Origin of the sequence: Variovorax sp. 54, assembly GCF_002754375.1 — a bacterium.
In the GTDB taxonomy this organism is placed as follows: Bacteria; Pseudomonadota; Gammaproteobacteria; order Burkholderiales; family Burkholderiaceae_C; genus Variovorax.
This window is the reverse complement of record NZ_PEFF01000001.1, coordinates 5,263,419-5,279,145: the sequence shown is the minus strand read 5'-3', so window position 1 is coordinate 5,279,145 and position 15,727 is coordinate 5,263,419. Positions and strand designations below refer to the sequence as shown.

The window sequence follows — 15,727 nt, the reverse complement described above, 5'->3', positions numbered from 1 at the left end:
GCACCATGACGACGGATTGCTCCCCCACGCCCCCCGCACCCACGCGCCGCCCGCTCCACACCCGCGAGATCGTCTGCCACGGTTACCTGCGCGACGACGGGCTGATCGATGTGGAAAGCACGATGCGCGACATCTCGCCTCAGGGCTCCGACCTGTTCTTCAAGCGGCTGGGCGCGGGTGAAGACCTGCACCGCATGCGCGTGGTCCTGACGGTCGATGCCGAATTGGTGATCCGCGCGCTGCAGGTGCACTCCGAAGCCGCCCCGACGCCCTGGTGCAGCGAGAGCAACGCCGTGTACGACGCGCTGGTCGGCCTGCAGATCGGCCCCGGCTTCACGAAGAAGGTGCGCGCACTCGTGGGCGGTACCAAGGGCTGCACCCACCTCACCGAGCTGATGGGCCCCGCGGCCACCACCGCCATGCAGGCGCTGTTCGCGCTGGGCCGCGAGAAAGGCGGCATGCGCGCCGCCCATGCCCGCCCCGGCCCCGTGCCCCGGCCTGGGCTCGTCAACACCTGCCAGGCGTACCGCGATGGCAGCCCCGCGCTCGAAGCCATCTGGCCGCTGGCGCGGCGCGCGCCGCAGGCCTAGGACACGCCAAGGTGATGCGCCAGATGGCTCTGGCAGTAGTCCAGGTAGGCGCGCACGATGCTCGACGGGTGGCGGTGCGACGGATAGAGCAGATGCACCTGCTGCTCGGGCAGCAGGTGCCCCGGCAACAGCGCGCACAGCTGGCCGGCCTGCAGGCCCGCCGCGGCCAGGAACGGCGGCAGCTCCGTGACGGCCTCGCCAGCCAGCGCCAGGCTGCGCAGGTGCAGGTAGCTGTTGGTCGACAGCACCGGCCGCGGCTCCAGCGTCTGGTCGCCGAGCTGCCAGGTGCCGCGCGCGCTCACGTCCCGGCACCAGACCGCGCACGGAAAGCGATGCAGGTCGTCGGGCGACGCGGGCCTGCCCAGCTGCTGCACGAGCTGGGGGCTGGCGACCAGCACGTGGCGGTAGGTGGTCATGTGCCGCGCGACCATCGACTCGTGGACGATGGTGCCGACCCGCAACGCGACGTCGATGCCGTCCTGCACCAGGTCGACCCGGCGCTCGGTGGTGTAGACCGACAGCTCGATGTCGGGGTACTGCTGCTGGAAGGCGCGCAGCAAGGCCCACCAGGGTTCGAAGCCCGGCGGCAGCGACAGCCGCAGGCGGCCCTTGAGCCGGGCCTGGTCGCTCATCACGGCCTGCTCGCCTTCGGCCAGCGCCTCGATGCCGCGGCTGGCGTGCTCGTACAGCCGCATGCCGGCCTCGGTCAGGCTGGTGCCGCGCGCCGAGCGCTCGAGCAGTTGCACCTTCAGTTCGCGCTCGAGCTCGCGGATGCGCCGGCTCAGGGTGGGCAGCGGAATCTCCATGCGCTGCGCCGCCGCCGACAGGCTGCCGGCCTGCACCACGGCCACGAACATCTGCGCTGCGTTGAGGTCCATTCGATCCTTCCAGATATGGAAGGCAAGTTACCATATATGCGACTTCCTTGCCAATCATGAGCGACCTACAGTGAGTCCCAGCAGCCGGAAAGGCCGGCTGCACCACCCTCTCACCCTGAAAGAACCTCGCCATGAAAGCCTATGTGATCGAACAAGCCGGCGGCCCGGAAATGCTCCAGCTGCGCGACATCGCCTCGCCCGAACCCGGCGCCCACGAAGTGCAGATCCGGGTGCGCGCCTTCGGCCTGAACCGCGCGGAAACCTATTTGCGCGCCGGCAAGATGGGCGCCATCACCGCCCCACGCGTGCCCGGCATCGAAGCGGTCGGCGAAGTCATCCTCGACCCCGCCGGCATCTTCCGCACCGGCCAGCGCGTGGCCACTGCGATGGGCGGCATGCAGTTCAGCCGCAACGGCAGCTACGCCGAGCAGGTGACCGTGCTGCGCGACAACGTGATCGCGCTGGACGACATTCCCCTGTCGTGGGAAGAACTGGCCGCGCTGCCGGAGTCGTACCTCACCGTCTGGGGCGCGCTCGACAAGACGCTGGCCATCCAGCCGGGCCAGACCCTGCTGGTGCGCGGCGCCACCGCCTCGCTGGGCCTGGCCGCCGTCGCCTACGCCAAGGCGCGCGGCCTGAAGGTGATCGCGACCACGCGCTCGGAACAGAACACGGCGCGGCTGCGCGCGGTGGGCGCGGACGACGTCATCGTCGACACGGGCGAGATCGCATCCACGGTTCGCCAGCGGGTGCCCGCCGGCGTGGACGTTGCGCTCGAAGTCGTGGGTGCCGCGACGCTGCGCGACACCATCCAGGCCCTGAAGCCCTTCGGCGCGGTGTCGGTCGTCGGGCTGCTCGGCGGTCCGCCGGTGCTGTCGCAGTTCCACCTGATGCAGGACCTGCCCGATGCCAAGCAACTGAGCTTCTTCCAGAGCGGCCTGCTCGGCACGCCGGCCCTGCCGCTGGCGAATGCCCCGCTGCGCTGGATCGCCGAACAGGCCGCGGCAGGCCGCATCCCTTCGCTGCGTTCGCGGACCTTCGACTTCGACGACGTGCGTCACGCCCACAGCCTGATGGAAAGCGACCGCGCGCTCGGCAAGCTCGTCGTTCGCCTCTGACATTCACCTCACTTCGCTACATCTTCAAGGAGCTTTTCATGCGTGCATTTCTTCGCGCCATCCTGGCCACCACCGCGCTGGTCGCCGCCGTTCCGGTGACCTCGCTCGCGGCATCGCCTGCCACAGGCAATGCGGCCACGGCCGCCATCCATCAGCAGCTGCGCCGCTACGAGCAGGCGCTCAACACCTCGGACGTCGACAGTGTCATGGCGCTGTATGCCGACGACGCCGTGTTCATGCCGCAGAACAGCCCACCGGCCGTGGGACGCGATGCGGTCCGCACCGCCTACCGGCAGGTGTTCTCGGCGATCAAGCTCGACGTGCGCTTCCAGATCGACGAGGTCCGCCAGCTCTCGAAGGACTGGGCCTATGCGCGCACCCGCTCGAACGGCACGGTGAAAGTGCTCGCTAGCGACCAGCCGCCCGGCGCCGAGGCGAACCAGGAGCTGTTTGTGTTCCATCGCGAACAAGACGGGCAATGGCGCTTCGCGCGGTACATCTTCGCGACCACCAACCCGCCGGCCGGTCGCTGAACGCGACGGCACGCAGGCAAGGCTTTCTGAAGCCAGGGTCATTCCGGACGCGCAGCCCGCGCCACCAACAATGACCTCCCCCATCGACTCGGTCTCACGCGCCGGCGGACCGGGTTGCATCGACTCAGCCGGCATCTCAACCTTGATCGGATAGGAGCGACATTATGAGCAACAAACCCACCGTGGTCCTGGTCCATGGTTTCTGGGGCGGCGCCGCACACTGGCACAACGTCATCGTCGAACTGCTGCGCAAGGGCCACACGGCCATTCGCGCGGTCGAGCTGCCGCTGACCTCGCTGGCCGACGACGCCGAGCGCACACGCAAGATGGTGGCGCAGGTGCAGGGGCCGGTGCTGCTGGTCGGCCACTCGTACGGCGGCGCGGTGATCACGCAGGCCGGCGACATGCCCAACGTGGTCGGACTGGTCTACATCGCCGCCTTTGCGCCCGACGCGGGCGAAAGCCCCGGCGGCATCACGCAGGAGCATCCGCCGGTGGCCGTGCCCAACCTGGCGCCCGACAGCGACGGCTACCTGTGGGTGATCCCCGAGAAGTACCACGAGAGCTTCTGCCAGGACCTGAGCGCCGAAGAAGGCCTGGTGATGGGCCTCACGCAGAAGGCACCGCTGGCCAGCACCTTCGGCGACACCATCACGGCGCCGGCCTGGAAGAAGAAGCCGTCGTGGTACCAGATTTCGAGCGAGGACCGGATGATCTCGCCCGTCAATCAGGAGCGCATGTCGGCACGGCTGGGCGCGAAGAAGGTCATCACGCTGGCAGCCAGCCACGCCTCGCTGGCCTCGCAGCCGCAGGCCGTGGCGGCGCTGATCGACGAAGCCGCGAGCGCTTAACGCACGCCCGCGGCTACTGGGCCGCCTCTCTTCGGAATCTTCCCTAGTGCCTACCCGATGCGGGTGGCCGCTGCACGCCCTCGCGCTGGTCTACTTTGTTCATCGACCGGCGGGGCCTTTCGGGCCCGACGCGCCGGTCCGTTCAACCTGGCTTGGAGATTCTCGATGGGCGTTCTTTCCGGTATTCGTGTGGTGGAGTTCGAGGCCATCGGCCCCGGCCCCTTCGGCACCATGCTCCTGGCGGACATGGGCGCCGACGTGCTGCGCATCGACCGTCCTGTGCCGCCGGCAGACCTGGGGCTTCCCCGAACAGAAGGCCCGCGCATCGACATCACCGGTCGCGGCCGGCGTTCGGTCACGCTCGACCTCAAGCAGCCCGACGCCGTGGCCGCGGCACTGGACCTGATCGCACGCGCCGACGTGGTCATCGAGGGCTTTCGCCCCGGCACCATGGAACGGTTGGGGCTGGGCCCCGAGGTGGCGCTGGCACGCAACCCGAAGCTCGTCTACGGCCGCATGACCGGCTGGGGCCAGACCGGCCCGATGGCCGACCGGGCGGGCCACGACCTCAACTACATCGCGCTGTCGGGCGTGCTCTCGGGCATCGGGAACCAGGGCGGCAAGCCCGTGACGCCGCTGAACCTGGTGGGCGACTACGGCGGTGGCGGCATGCTGCTCGCACTCGGCGTGGTGGCCGCCCTGCTCAACGTGCAGCGTGGCGGCGTCGGCCAGGTCGTCGATGCCGCCATGATCGAAGGCGCGGCACAGCTGGGCTCGATCTTCTGGGGCCTGCTGTCCACCGGCAAGTGGCGCGAAGAGCGAGGCACCAACCTGCTCGACGGCGGCTGCCCGTGGTACGACAGCTACCGCACCAGCGACGGCCATTACATGTCCGTCGGCGCCCTCGAAGCCCGCTTCTATGCCGAGCTGCTCGACAAGCTGGAACTCACCGAGGCAGGCCTGCCCCAGCAGCACGACCGCGCCGGCTGGCCCCGGTTGCGCGAAGCCTTCGAACAGGCCTTCGCAAGCCGCACCCGCGACGCGTGGTCCACCGTCTTCGAAGGCAGCGATGCCTGCGTGGCGCCGGTGCTGGGCTTCGCGGAGGCGCCGAACCATCCGCAGCACCGCGCGCGCGGCAGCTTCATCGCGGTGGACGGCGTCGTGCAACCCGGCCCCGCGCCGCGCTTCTCGGCGACGCCGTCCGCTCAACCCGCACCGGCACCCGCGCGCGGCGAACACGGTGCGAAGGCCTTGCACGACTGGGGTTTCGGCCCGCAAGAGATCGAGCGCCTGCAGCAGCTCGGGCTGGGCTTTCAGCCCGACGCATGAACAACACAATCTGATGGAGAAATGATTTGAAAGCACTGGTGGCAATCAAGCGCGTCCTGGACGCGAACGTCAAAGCGCAGGTCCGCGCGGACGGTTCAGGCATCGACCTGTCCAACGTCAAGATGAGCATGAACCCCTTCGACGAGATCGCTGTCGAAGAAGCGGTTCGGCTGAAGGAAAAGGGCATCGTGACCGAAGTCATCGCCGTGTCCTGCGGTGATGCCAAGTGCCAGGAAACCCTGCGCACCGCGATGGCCATCGGCGCCGATCGCGGCATCCTGGTCGAGACCACTGAAGAGCTGCAGCCGCTGGCGGTTGCCAAGCTGCTCAAGGCGCTGGTCGACAAGGAACAGCCACAGCTCATCATCCTCGGCAAGCAAGCCATCGATGACGACGCGAATCAAACGGGCCAGATGCTGGCTGCCTTGGCTGACCTGCCGCAAGCCACCTTCGCCTCGAAGGTCGACCTCGCGGCTGACAAAGTCACCGTGGCACGCGAAGTCGACGGCGGCATGGAAACGCTGACGCTCACGCTGCCCGCAGTCATCACGACCGACCTGCGCCTGAACGAGCCGCGTTATGTGACGTTGCCCAACATCATGAAGGCCAAGAAGAAGACGCTCGACGTCTTCAAGCCTGAAGACCTGGGCGTGGATGTGAAGCCCCGCCTGAAGACCCTGAAGGTCAGCGAGCCGCCGAAGCGCGGTGCAGGCATCAAGGTGCCTGACGTTGCAACGCTGGTGGACAAACTGAAGAACGAAGCGAAGGTGATTTGAAGTCATTGCGGGACAGACCGCAGCGGCGCAGCCGCAAGCTCTGTCCTCAACTGATCAGGATTCTTTGGAACAAAAAATGACCGCACTTGTTATTGCCGAACACGACCACGCCAGCATCAAGCCGGCCACCCTCAACACCGTGACTGCCGCCCTGGCTTGCGGTGGCGACGTCCACATCCTCGTGGCCGGTGCCAACGCAGCAGAGGCCGCCAAGGCCGCCGCGCAGATCGCAGGCGTGACCAAGGTCATTGCCGCCGACAGCCCGAGCCTGGCAGAGAACCTTGCTGAAAACGTGGCCGCTCAAGTTCTTGCGATCGCAGCGAACTACAGCCACATCCTGTTCCCCTCGACCGCCAACGGCAAGAACGTGGCTCCCCGCGTGGCTGCCAAGCTGGACGTGGCGCAGATCTCCGACATCACCAAGGTCGACAGCCCGGATACCTTCGAGCGCCCGATCTACGCCGGCAACGCCATTGCCACCGTGCAGAGCACCGACGCGACCAAGGTGATCACCGTGCGCACGACCGGCTTTGACGCCGCAGCCGCCACCGGTGGCAGCGCAGCCATCGAAACCGCTGAAGGCGTCATGGACAGCGGCAAGTCGGCCTTCGTCGGCCGCGAAGTCACGAAGAGCGAGCGCCCTGAACTGACCGCCGCCAAGATCATCGTCTCCGGCGGCCGTGCCCTGGGCAGCGCCGAGAAGTTCACCGAAGTGATGGCCCCGCTGGCCGACAAGCTGAACGCAGGCCTGGGCGCCAGCCGCGCAGCCGTCGACGCAGGCTACGCCCCGAACGACTGGCAAGTGGGTCAGACCGGCAAGATCGTCGCGCCGCAGCTGTACATCGCCGCAGGCATCTCGGGCGCCATCCAGCATTTGGCCGGCATGAAGGACTCGAAGGTCATCGTCGCGATCAACAAGGACGAAGAAGCACCGATCTTCTCGGTGGCCGACTACGGTCTCGTGGCCGACCTGTTCACGGCCGTGCCCGAGCTGGTGCACAGTCTCTGAGGTCGACGGCATCACTGCGCGAAGGGGTCCTCTCCGTGGCATTTCTCAGGCAATGCTTGCTCGAAGTTCCTGCGGCTGCGGCGCGCGCAGACGAACATCCGAGTCGCGAAGCCTTGCTCGTCGACGCCCACTCGACGTTGGGCAGGCAAAGAAGCGCCGCGCCAAGCCAAGCGGACGAACTCAAGCAAGCTCGCCCCCTATGCCAACGAGCCCTTGACCTGGCTCGCGAAGCTCAACAAACAGTCGTCTCTCCAATGAAAAAGGGCGCTCACTGAACTTCAGTGAACGCCCTTGGTCGTTGTGTGGTGGAGCTGGGGGGATTTGAACCCCCGTCCGCAAGCCTTCATCGCGCAGTTCTACATGTGTAGTGATCTGATTTAAGTCTCGCTTCCGGAGTCGCGCAGTCACACGCTAAACCGGACGCCAGCACCCTATTTTCTCACCCCGACCCAAGGTACCCGGATCGGAGCCAGCCCATGTAATTATCTTTGCAGCCGGGAGGATTCAGATTGCTCTGTCACCCCCTTGCCCAGCCCATCGGCCTGCTGTTGCAAAGCTCACTGGCAATTAAGCAGCGAGTGCGAAACGTTCGTCGTTTGCAGTTAGTTTGTTTGAATCTGTTTTACGAGCGCATTCAGCTCGACATGCCCCGCTGCGACTCCGAACCCACGTCGAAACCAGTGCAGCCCCAAGCCTCGCATTTTAGGCGCTATTGAGTAACTTCAAGAGCTCAAGGGGCGAAGAGATTGACGCATCGGCCTCCCAGAGCGCCGCATCGGCCTGCGAACCCATGTAACCGTAGGTGGCGGCCACGGTTCCCATGCCTGCGGCACGGCCCGCGATGATGTCGCGCTCGTCGTCGCCCACGTAGATACAGGCGTCAGACGCCACGCCGAGGCGGCGTGCCGCCTCATACAGCGGCTCGGGGTGCGGCTTGGCAAACGGCGTGGTGTCGCCGCTCACGATGGCGCCCGCGCTCGCGAAGAGCGGCATCGCCCCGGTCAGCGGGTCGGTGAAGCGGGCCGACTTGTTGGTCACCACGCCCCAGCGCAGGCCACGCTCGCGGATCGCCTCGATCAACGGCGCGACGCCCTCGAACACCAGGGTGTTGAGCAGCATGCGGCGCTCGTAGGCGACGTAGAACTCCTCGCGCAACGCGTCGAACTCGGGCGCATCGGGCGTGATGCCGAATGCGATGCCCAGCATGCCGCGCGCACCGGCGCCGGCCATCGGCCGGTAGCGCTCCAGCGGGTACGGGGCCAGGCCGCGGTCGGTGCGCATCTTGTCGGCAGCTGCGCCGAGGTCGGGTGCGCTGTCGATCAGCGTGCCGTCGAGGTCGAACAGGATGGCCTGTGTCGTCGTGCTCCCGATCTTCATCCTTGCGCCTCCGGCAGCGCCGGCTTCTGGGTCGCGAACAGGTAGTTGACGCTGGTGTCGGCGCTGAGCCAGTAGCGCCGGGTCAGCGGGTTGTGTTCCATGCCCCGGGTGTGGCGCAGGTCCAGGCGGGCGGCGCGGCAGTAGCCGGCCAGTTCGCTGGGACGGATCAGCTTGGGGTACTCGTGCGTGCCGCGCGGCAGCATGCCCAGGACGTACTCGGCGCCCACGATCGCCAGCATGAAGGCCTTCAGATTGCGGTTGATGGTCGAGAAAAACACCCAGCCGCCCGGCTTCACGAGGGTGGCGCAGGCCTGGATCACCGACGCTGGGTCGGGCACGTGCTCCAGCATTTCCATGCAGGTGACGACATCGAAGCTGCCGGGTTGCTCGGCCGCCAGCGCCTCGGCGCTGATCTCGCGATACTTGACGCCGCGCGTGCCGGCTTCGAGGGCGTGCAGCTGAGCGACCTTGAGCGCCTTGGTCGCGAGGTCGATGCCCAGCACGTCGGCGCCCTTGCGCGCCATCGAATCGGCCAGGATGCCGCCGCCGCAGCCGATATCGACCACACGTTGGCCCGAAATAGGCGCAATACCGTCAATCCAATCGAGTCGCAATGGATTGATTTCGTGCAGCGGGCGGAATTCGCTCTCCAAATCCCACCACCGGTGTGCAAGCTCCGAAAACTTGGCCAGTTCGGCCGGGTCTGCATTCACGTTTTCTGTCATAGGGCAATTATGAAGCGAGCAAAGCCCGACTCGAAAGCAATGGGCTTGGATCGGGCTCGGCTGCAAATTCAGCAGGCATAAAAAAACCCCGCCGAGGCGGGGTTTTCATTCGTCGATGGAATCGATCGATCAGTTGGCGCGGGTGCCAACCACTTCGATTTCCACGCGACGGTTCTTGGCGCGGCCTTCCTTGGTGCGGTTGTCAGCCACTGGCTGCTTCTCGCCCTTGCCTTCGGTGTAGACGCGGTTGCGTTCGATGCCCTTCGAGACCAGGAAGGCCTTGACGGCTTCGGCGCGACGCACCGACAGACGCTGGTTGTAAGCGTCGGTACCGATGGAGTCGGTGTGACCCACAGCGATGATGACTTCGAGGTTCACGCCACGGATCTTCTCGACCAGGTCGGTCAGCTTGGCGCGACCTTCAGGCTTCAGAACCGACTTGTCGAAGTCGAAGAAGGCGTCAGCGGCGAAGGTGACCTTCGAAGCAGCGACTTGAGCCGGGGGAGCCACGGGAGCCACGCCAGGAGCGGTAGGCGCCACAGCAGCGGGGCCAGCCGGAACCAGAGCACCGTCGCAACCGGCAGCAGCCGTTGCGGGCGTCCAGTTGGCATCGCGCCAGCACAGTTCGTTCGTACCGTTCTTCCAGACGAGTTCGCCGGTGCCGTTTTGCCAGTTGTCGATCGTAGGACCGCCGTTCGCAGCGGTGACACGGGTCTGCGCGCCGGCGGCAGTGGCGAGCGCAGCGACTGCAAACATCATCGCCACTTTATTCAGTTTCTTCATGGTTCTCCTCTTGGGGAAAAAGCCGCAGCCGCGCTGCGAATCAAGGACGCTTTAAGTGACCACCACCCAAAACGTTGGGACGATTGTGCCATAGGGTCTTTGGCAAACAGGCCGCTGGACGCCCCCGAAGCGTAGGACGGAGGCGGAATAGAGCCCTTGTGTTGCGGCGGTGCGACACCCCTCACAGCGTAAAATTTCGCCTTCCTGCCGCCAGCCTCTAGCTCATGACCTCCTTCGCCAAAGAAACCCTGCCCATCAGTCTCGAAGAGGAAATGCGCAGCAGCTACCTCGATTACGCCATGAGCGTGATCGTTGGCCGGGCGCTTCCCGACGCCCGCGACGGCCTCAAGCCGGTGCACCGGCGCGTGCTGTTCGCGATGCACGAGCTCAACAACGACTGGAACCGGCCGTACAAGAAATCGGCCCGTATCGTCGGTGACGTGATCGGTAAGTACCACCCGCACGGCGACCAGTCGGTCTACGACACCATCGTGCGGCTGGCCCAGGACTTTTCGATGCGCCACATGCTGGTCGACGGCCAGGGCAACTTCGGGTCGGTCGACGGCGACAACGCAGCGGCAATGCGTTATACGGAAATCCGGCTGGCCAAAATTGCGCACGAAATGCTGGCCGATATCGACAAGGAAACTGTCGACTTTCAGGACAATTACGACGGCTCCGAAAAAGAACCGAAAGTTTTACCCAGCCAGCTGCCGAATTTGCTGGTCAATGGCTCCGGCGGTATTGCGGTCGGCATGGCCACCAATATCCCGCCGCACAACCTGAATGAAGTGGTGGATGCCTGCCTGTATCTGCTGCGCAATCCGCAGGCGACCATCGACGAACTGATGGAAATCGTGCCGGCGCCCGACTTCCCCACCGCCGGCATCATCTACGGCATCAACGGCGTGAAGGACGGCTACCGCACCGGCCGCGGCAAGGTCGTGATGCGCGCCAAGTGCCACTTCGAGGACATCGACCGCGGCCAGCGCCAGGCGATCATCGTCGACGAGCTGCCCTACCAGGTCAACAAGAAGACGCTGCAGGAGCGCATGGCCGAGCTGGTGCACGAGAAAAAAATCGAAGGCATCAGCCACATCCAGGACGAGTCCGACAAGTCGGGCATGCGCCTGGTGATCGAACTCAAGCGCGGCGAAGTGCCCGAGGTCGTGCTCAACAACCTCTACAAGCAGACGCAGCTGCAGGACACCTTCGGCATCAACATGGTGGCGCTGGTCGACGGCCAGCCCAAGCTGTGCAACCTGAAGGACCTGATCGAGGTCTTCCTGCAGCATCGCCGCGAAGTGGTCACGCGTCGCACGGTCTTCACGCTGCGCAAGGCCCGCGAACGCGGCCACGTGCTCGAAGGCCTGGCGGTGGCGCTGGCCAACATCGACGAGTTCATCCGCATCATTCGCGAATCGCCCACTCCGCCGGTCGCCAAGGCCGAGCTCATGACCCGCGCCTGGGACAGCAAGCTGGTGCGCGAAATGCTCACGCGTTCGCGCGCCGACGGCGGCGTGATCAATGCCGACGACTACCGCCCCGAAGGCCTCGAGCGCGAGTTCGGCATGGGCGGCGACGGCCTGTATCGCCTGTCGGAAACGCAAGCGCAAGAAATCTTGCAGATGCGTCTGCAACGCCTCACTGGCCTCGAGCAAGACAAGATCGTCGCCGAGTACAAGGACGTCATGGCCGAGATCGACGACCTGCTCGACATCCTGTCCAAGCCCGAGCGCGTCTCGATCATCATTGGCGACGAGCTCGGCGAGATCAAGCAGGAGTTTGGCCAGTCGAAGGTCGGTGCCCGCCGCAGCCTGGTCGAGCACAGCGCCTACGACCTCTCGACCGAAGACTTGATCACGCCCACCGACATGGTCGTCACGCTCTCCCATAGCGGCTACATCAAGAGCCAGCCGCTGGGCGAATACCGCGCCCAGAAGCGCGGCGGTCGCGGCAAGCAAGCCACGGCCACGAAGGAAGACGACTGGATCGACCAGCTCTTCATCGCCAACACGCACGACTACATCCTGTGCTTCTCGAACCGCGGCCGCCTGTACTGGCTCAAGGTGTGGGAAGTGCCGGCAGGTTCGCGCGGCTCGCGCGGACGCCCCATCGTCAACATGTTCCCGCTGCAGGAAGGCGAGAAGATCAACGTCGCCCTCGCCCTTACCGGCGAGAAGCGCAACTTCCCGGCCGACCAGTACGTGTTCATGTCGACCTCGATGGGCACGGTCAAGAAGACGGCGCTCGACGAATTCAGCAACCCGCGCAAGGGCGGCATCATTGCCGTGAACCTCGATGAAGGCGACTACCTCATCGGCGCGGCACTCACCGACGGCAAGCACGACGTGATGCTCTTCAGCGACAACGGCAAGGCCGTGCGCTTCGATGAAGAAGACGTCCGCCCGCTGGGCCGCAACGCCCGCGGCGTGCGCGGCATGTCGCTGGAGCCGGGCCAGGGCGTGATCGCCATGCTGGTGGCCGAAGACGAACAGCAGAGCGTGCTCACCGCCACCGAAAATGGTTACGGAAAACGCACAAGCATTACCGAATACACGCGTCATGGCCGCGGAACCAAAGGCATGATCGCGATTCAACAGAGTGAGCGCAACGGCAAGGTCGTTGCCGCCACGCTCGTTCATGCGGACGATGAGATCATGCTCATCACCGACAAGGGTGTGCTCGTGCGCACCCGTGTGGCCGAGATTCGCGAACTGGGTCGGGCGACGCAAGGCGTCACGCTGATCGGGCTCGACGAAGGCGCCAAACTCAGCGGGCTTCAACGCATCGTCGAAAACGACGCGGTCGGCGAAAGCGAGCCGGACGCAGACGACACTTCCACATCTTCAACGGAGAATCCTCAGTGAAAAAACAACTCAAGCTCGCACTCCTGACCGCAGCCCTCGCCGGCTCGTCCATGGCCGCCATGGCCCAGGACAAGGCCACGCTGATCAAGCAGTTCATCGAGATCCAGCGCCCCGGTATCGAATCGCTGGCACGCGGCCTGATCGAGCAGTCGAGCGCCCCCATCGCGCAAGCCGGTTCGCAGTACCTGCAGACCCAGGTGCCCGAAGCCAAGCGCGAATCCGCCGCCAAGGCCGCTGACGCCGAATTGAAGAAGTACTTCGACGAGTCCTACCCGCTCGTGCGCGACAAGGCCGTGCAGATCGCTCCTGGCGCCCTCACGCCCATCCTCGAGCAGAACTTCAGCGAAGACGAACTCAAGCAACTGCTGGCCTGGATCAACTCGCCCCTGAGCAAGAAGTACCAGGAACTGAACCCGAAGATGCAGACCGCTCTGACGGAAAAGCTGGTGACCGAAACCCGCGCCACCATCGAACCCAAGATGCGCGCACTCGACACCAACGTCGCCAAGGCCCTCGGTGCTCCGACCGACGGTGCAGCAGCTCCCGCCAAGGCGCCCGCCGCCAAGGCACCCGCCAAGACAAAGTAAAGCATCGTGACCCAGCAGCAGACGCCGGCCGGCAAGCGCCCCTACAACTTTTCGGCCGGTCCGGCTGCCATGCCGGAGGCGGTGCTGCAACGCGCCGCTTCCGAGATGCTCGATTGGCAGGGCAGCGGCATGAGCGTGATGGAAATGAGCCATCGCGGCAAGGAATTCGGTGCCATCTGCACCCAGGCCGAAGCCGACATCCGCACGCTGCTGGCCATCCCCTCGCACTTTCACATCCTGTTCATGCAGGGTGGCGGCCTTGGCGAGAACGCCATCGTGCCGTTGAACCTGTCGCGCGGCGCTGCCGCCGACTTCGTTGTCACCGGCAGCTGGAGCGCCAAGTCGCACAAGGAAGCGCAGCGCTACTGCACGGCCCGTGTGGCCGCGAGCAACGCCGACAACCAGCACACGAAGCTGCCCGACCCTGCAAGCTGGCAACTGTCCGCCGATGCCTCGTACGTGCATGTGTGCAGCAACGAGACCATCAACGGCATCGAGTTCCAGCAACTCCCCGACCTGGCCGCGCTCGGCAGCAAGGCGCCGCTGGTCATCGATTTTTCTTCGCACGTGGCCTCGCGCAGCGTCGACTGGAGCCGCGTCGGCCTGGCCTTCGGCGGTGCCCAGAAGAACCTCGGTCCCGCCGGCCTGACCATCGTGGTCGTGCGCGACGACCTGCTGGGCCACGCCCTCGAGATCTGCCCGAGCGCGTTCAACTACAAGACCGTGGCCGACAACCACTCCATGTACAACACCCCGCCGACCTGGGGCATCTACATGGCGGGGCTCACGTTCCAGTGGCTGCTGCAGCAGACTGAAGGCCAACTCACCGGCATCGCCGCCATGGAGCAGCGCAATGTCGAGAAGGCCACGCTGCTCTACAGCTTCATCGACGGCTCCGACTTCTACGCCAACCGCATCGACGCAAGCTGCCGTTCGCGCATGAACGTGCCGTTCTTCCTGGCTGACGAAAGCCGCAACGAAGCCTTCCTGGCCGGTGCGCGCGAAGCCGGACTGCTCCAGCTCAAGGGCCACAAGTCGGTCGGCGGCATGCGCGCGAGCATCTACAACGCCATGCCGCTGGCAGGGGTGCAGGCCTTGGTGGCCTACATGAGAGAATTCGAGCGATCGCATGCGTAGGCGCATGCCCTGTTGCTCGCACCGATGACCGCCCCTGCCCCCACACCACCCACCTCCCCCGACAATTCCGAAAGCCTGGCCGATCTGCGCGTGCAGATCGACTCGCTCGACCAACGGCTTCTGAGCCTGCTCAATGAGCGCGCCCATGTGGCCGAGCTGGTCGGCGAGGTCAAGAAGCGCGAAGGCACGCCCTTCTTCCGCCCCGACCGCGTCGCCGCGGTCATCGACAAGATGCAAAGCAGCAATGGCGGTCCGCTCAAGGACCTCCATGTCGCAGCCATCTGGCGCGAGATCATGTCGGCCTGCCTGGCGCTTGAGTCGCCCCAACGCGTGGCCGTGCTCGGCCCCGAAGGCACCTTCTGCGAACAGGCCGCCATCGAGTACTTCGGCGGCGCCGCCGACCTAATCTACTGCGCCAGCTTCGACGAGGTGTTCCACGCCACCGCCGCAGGCAGCGCCCAGTACGGCGTGGTCGGCGTCGAGAACTCGACCGAAGGCGTGGTCACGCGCTCGCTCGACCTGTTCCTGCACTCGCCCACCCATGTCGTCGGCGAAGTCAGCCTGCTGGTACGTCATCACCTGATGCGCAGCAGCAACTCGCTCGAAGGCGTCGAGGCCGTGCTGGCCCACCCGCAGGCGCTGGCGCAGTGCCAGACCTGGCTGTCCAAGCACCTGCCCAACGCCGAGCGGCGCGCCGTGTCGAGCAACGCCGAAGGCGCGCGGCTCGCCGCCACCAACCCGGCCTGGGCTGCGCTGGCCGGCGAACGCGCCGCCACCCGCTTCGGCCTGCACATCGTGGCGCACGCCATCCAGGACGACTCGTACAACCGCACCCGCTTCTCGGTGATCTGCCTGCCGCAGACGCTGGCCATGCCGCCGGCCTCGGGCAAGGACTGTACGAGCCTGATCGTCTCGGTGCCGAACCGCCCCGGCGCGGTGCACGACCTGCTGGTGCCCCTGAAGGCCAACAACGTGTCGATGACACGCTTCGAGTCGCGTCCCGCGCGCACCGGCCAGTGGGAGTACTACTTCTACATCGACCTCGACGGCCACCCCTCGCAGCCCAATGTGGCCGCGGCGCTGGCCGAACTGCGCGGCCTCTGCGCCTTCTACAAGGTGCTCGGCGCCTACCCCATCAAAGCCTGAGCCGAACGGACCGACGCG

General features: G+C 65.7%; 15 protein-coding genes and 1 other RNA gene. 11 read left to right on the top strand and 5 right to left on the bottom strand.

The window, feature by feature from the left end:
• The first annotated feature begins 5 nt into the window (after positions 1 to 5).
• Positions 6 to 590, top strand: a complete 585-nt coding sequence (locus tag CLU95_RS24190) for a DUF2889 domain-containing protein (protein ID WP_099795941.1) — start codon at positions 6 to 8, stop codon at positions 588 to 590.
• Here CLU95_RS24190 and CLU95_RS24185 read toward each other — a convergent pair.
• A complete protein-coding gene (locus tag CLU95_RS24185) occupies positions 587 to 1,468 on the bottom strand; it encodes a LysR family transcriptional regulator (protein ID WP_099795940.1) in 882 nt (293 codons plus the stop codon). The two genes, CLU95_RS24190 and CLU95_RS24185, sit on opposite strands and share 4 nt — an antisense overlap.
• Before the next feature lie 131 nt (positions 1,469 to 1,599).
• Between CLU95_RS24185 and CLU95_RS24180 the strand changes: the two genes are divergently transcribed.
• From CLU95_RS24180 to CLU95_RS24155, 6 genes are all read left to right on the top strand, one after another.
• The gene (locus tag CLU95_RS24180) at positions 1,600 to 2,586 is read left to right on the top strand and encodes a zinc-binding dehydrogenase (RefSeq protein ID WP_099795939.1); all 987 of its coding nucleotides are present in this window, start codon (positions 1,600 to 1,602) and stop codon (positions 2,584 to 2,586) included.
• Positions 2,587 to 2,624: 38 nt separating this feature from the next.
• Entirely contained in the window at positions 2,625 to 3,119 is a 495-nt protein-coding gene (locus CLU95_RS24175) for a YybH family protein (protein ID WP_099795938.1), read from the top strand.
• Between the two features lie 164 nt (positions 3,120 to 3,283).
• The gene (locus tag CLU95_RS24170) at positions 3,284 to 3,970 is read left to right on the top strand and encodes an alpha/beta hydrolase (RefSeq protein WP_099795937.1); all 687 of its coding nucleotides are present in this window, start codon (positions 3,284 to 3,286) and stop codon (positions 3,968 to 3,970) included.
• A 165-nt stretch (positions 3,971 to 4,135) separates the two neighbouring features.
• A complete protein-coding gene (locus tag CLU95_RS24165) occupies positions 4,136 to 5,299 on the top strand; it encodes a CaiB/BaiF CoA transferase family protein (RefSeq protein ID WP_099795936.1) in 1,164 nt (387 codons plus the stop codon).
• 26 nt (positions 5,300 to 5,325) lie between these two features.
• Entirely contained in the window at positions 5,326 to 6,075 is a 750-nt protein-coding gene (locus CLU95_RS24160) for an electron transfer flavoprotein subunit beta/FixA family protein (protein ID WP_099795935.1), read from the top strand.
• Positions 6,076 to 6,151: 76 nt separating this feature from the next.
• Complete coding sequence (locus CLU95_RS24155) at positions 6,152 to 7,084, top strand: electron transfer flavoprotein subunit alpha/FixB family protein (protein ID WP_099795934.1); 933 nt, start codon at positions 6,152 to 6,154, stop codon at positions 7,082 to 7,084.
• Positions 7,085 to 7,387: 303 nt separating this feature from the next.
• Here CLU95_RS24155 and ssrA read toward each other — a convergent pair.
• The 4 genes from ssrA to ompA form a co-directional block, all read right to left on the bottom strand.
• Positions 7,388 to 7,774, bottom strand: a transfer-messenger RNA (tmRNA) gene (gene ssrA / locus CLU95_RS24150).
• Between the two features lie 12 nt (positions 7,775 to 7,786).
• Positions 7,787 to 8,461, bottom strand: coding sequence for an HAD family hydrolase (locus CLU95_RS24145; RefSeq protein WP_180288668.1), 675 nt, complete (start codon positions 8,459 to 8,461; stop codon positions 7,787 to 7,789).
• Positions 8,458 to 9,186: a bifunctional 2-polyprenyl-6-hydroxyphenol methylase/3-demethylubiquinol 3-O-methyltransferase UbiG gene (gene ubiG / locus CLU95_RS24140; protein ID WP_099795933.1), complete on the bottom strand. Its 729-nt coding sequence runs from the start codon at positions 9,184 to 9,186 to the stop codon at positions 8,458 to 8,460. The genes CLU95_RS24145 and ubiG overlap by 4 nt, the downstream gene beginning before the upstream one ends.
• Positions 9,187 to 9,315: 129 nt before the next feature.
• The gene (gene ompA, locus CLU95_RS24135; RefSeq protein ID WP_099795932.1) at positions 9,316 to 9,969 is read right to left on the bottom strand and encodes an outer membrane protein OmpA; all 654 of its coding nucleotides are present in this window, start codon (positions 9,967 to 9,969) and stop codon (positions 9,316 to 9,318) included.
• A 224-nt stretch (positions 9,970 to 10,193) separates the two neighbouring features.
• Here ompA and gyrA point away from each other — a divergent pair, with 224 nt between their 5' ends.
• From gyrA to pheA, 4 genes are read left to right on the top strand one after another with little or no spacing between them, the layout of a single operon-like run.
• Positions 10,194 to 12,839: a DNA gyrase subunit A gene (gene gyrA, locus CLU95_RS24130; RefSeq protein ID WP_099795931.1), complete on the top strand. Its 2,646-nt coding sequence runs from the start codon at positions 10,194 to 10,196 to the stop codon at positions 12,837 to 12,839.
• On the top strand, positions 12,836 to 13,426 hold the full coding sequence (locus tag CLU95_RS24125) for a DUF2059 domain-containing protein (protein WP_257214712.1): 591 nt from the start codon (positions 12,836 to 12,838) through the stop codon (positions 13,424 to 13,426). The genes gyrA and CLU95_RS24125 overlap by 4 nt, the downstream gene beginning before the upstream one ends.
• Positions 13,427 to 13,432: 6 nt before the next feature.
• Entirely contained in the window at positions 13,433 to 14,563 is a 1,131-nt protein-coding gene (serC, locus tag CLU95_RS24120; protein WP_099795930.1) for a 3-phosphoserine/phosphohydroxythreonine transaminase, read from the top strand.
• 24 nt (positions 14,564 to 14,587) lie between these two features.
• Complete coding sequence (gene pheA / locus CLU95_RS24115) at positions 14,588 to 15,709, top strand: prephenate dehydratase (protein WP_099795929.1); 1,122 nt, start codon at positions 14,588 to 14,590, stop codon at positions 15,707 to 15,709.
• The last annotated feature ends 18 nt before the right edge of the window (positions 15,710 to 15,727 follow it).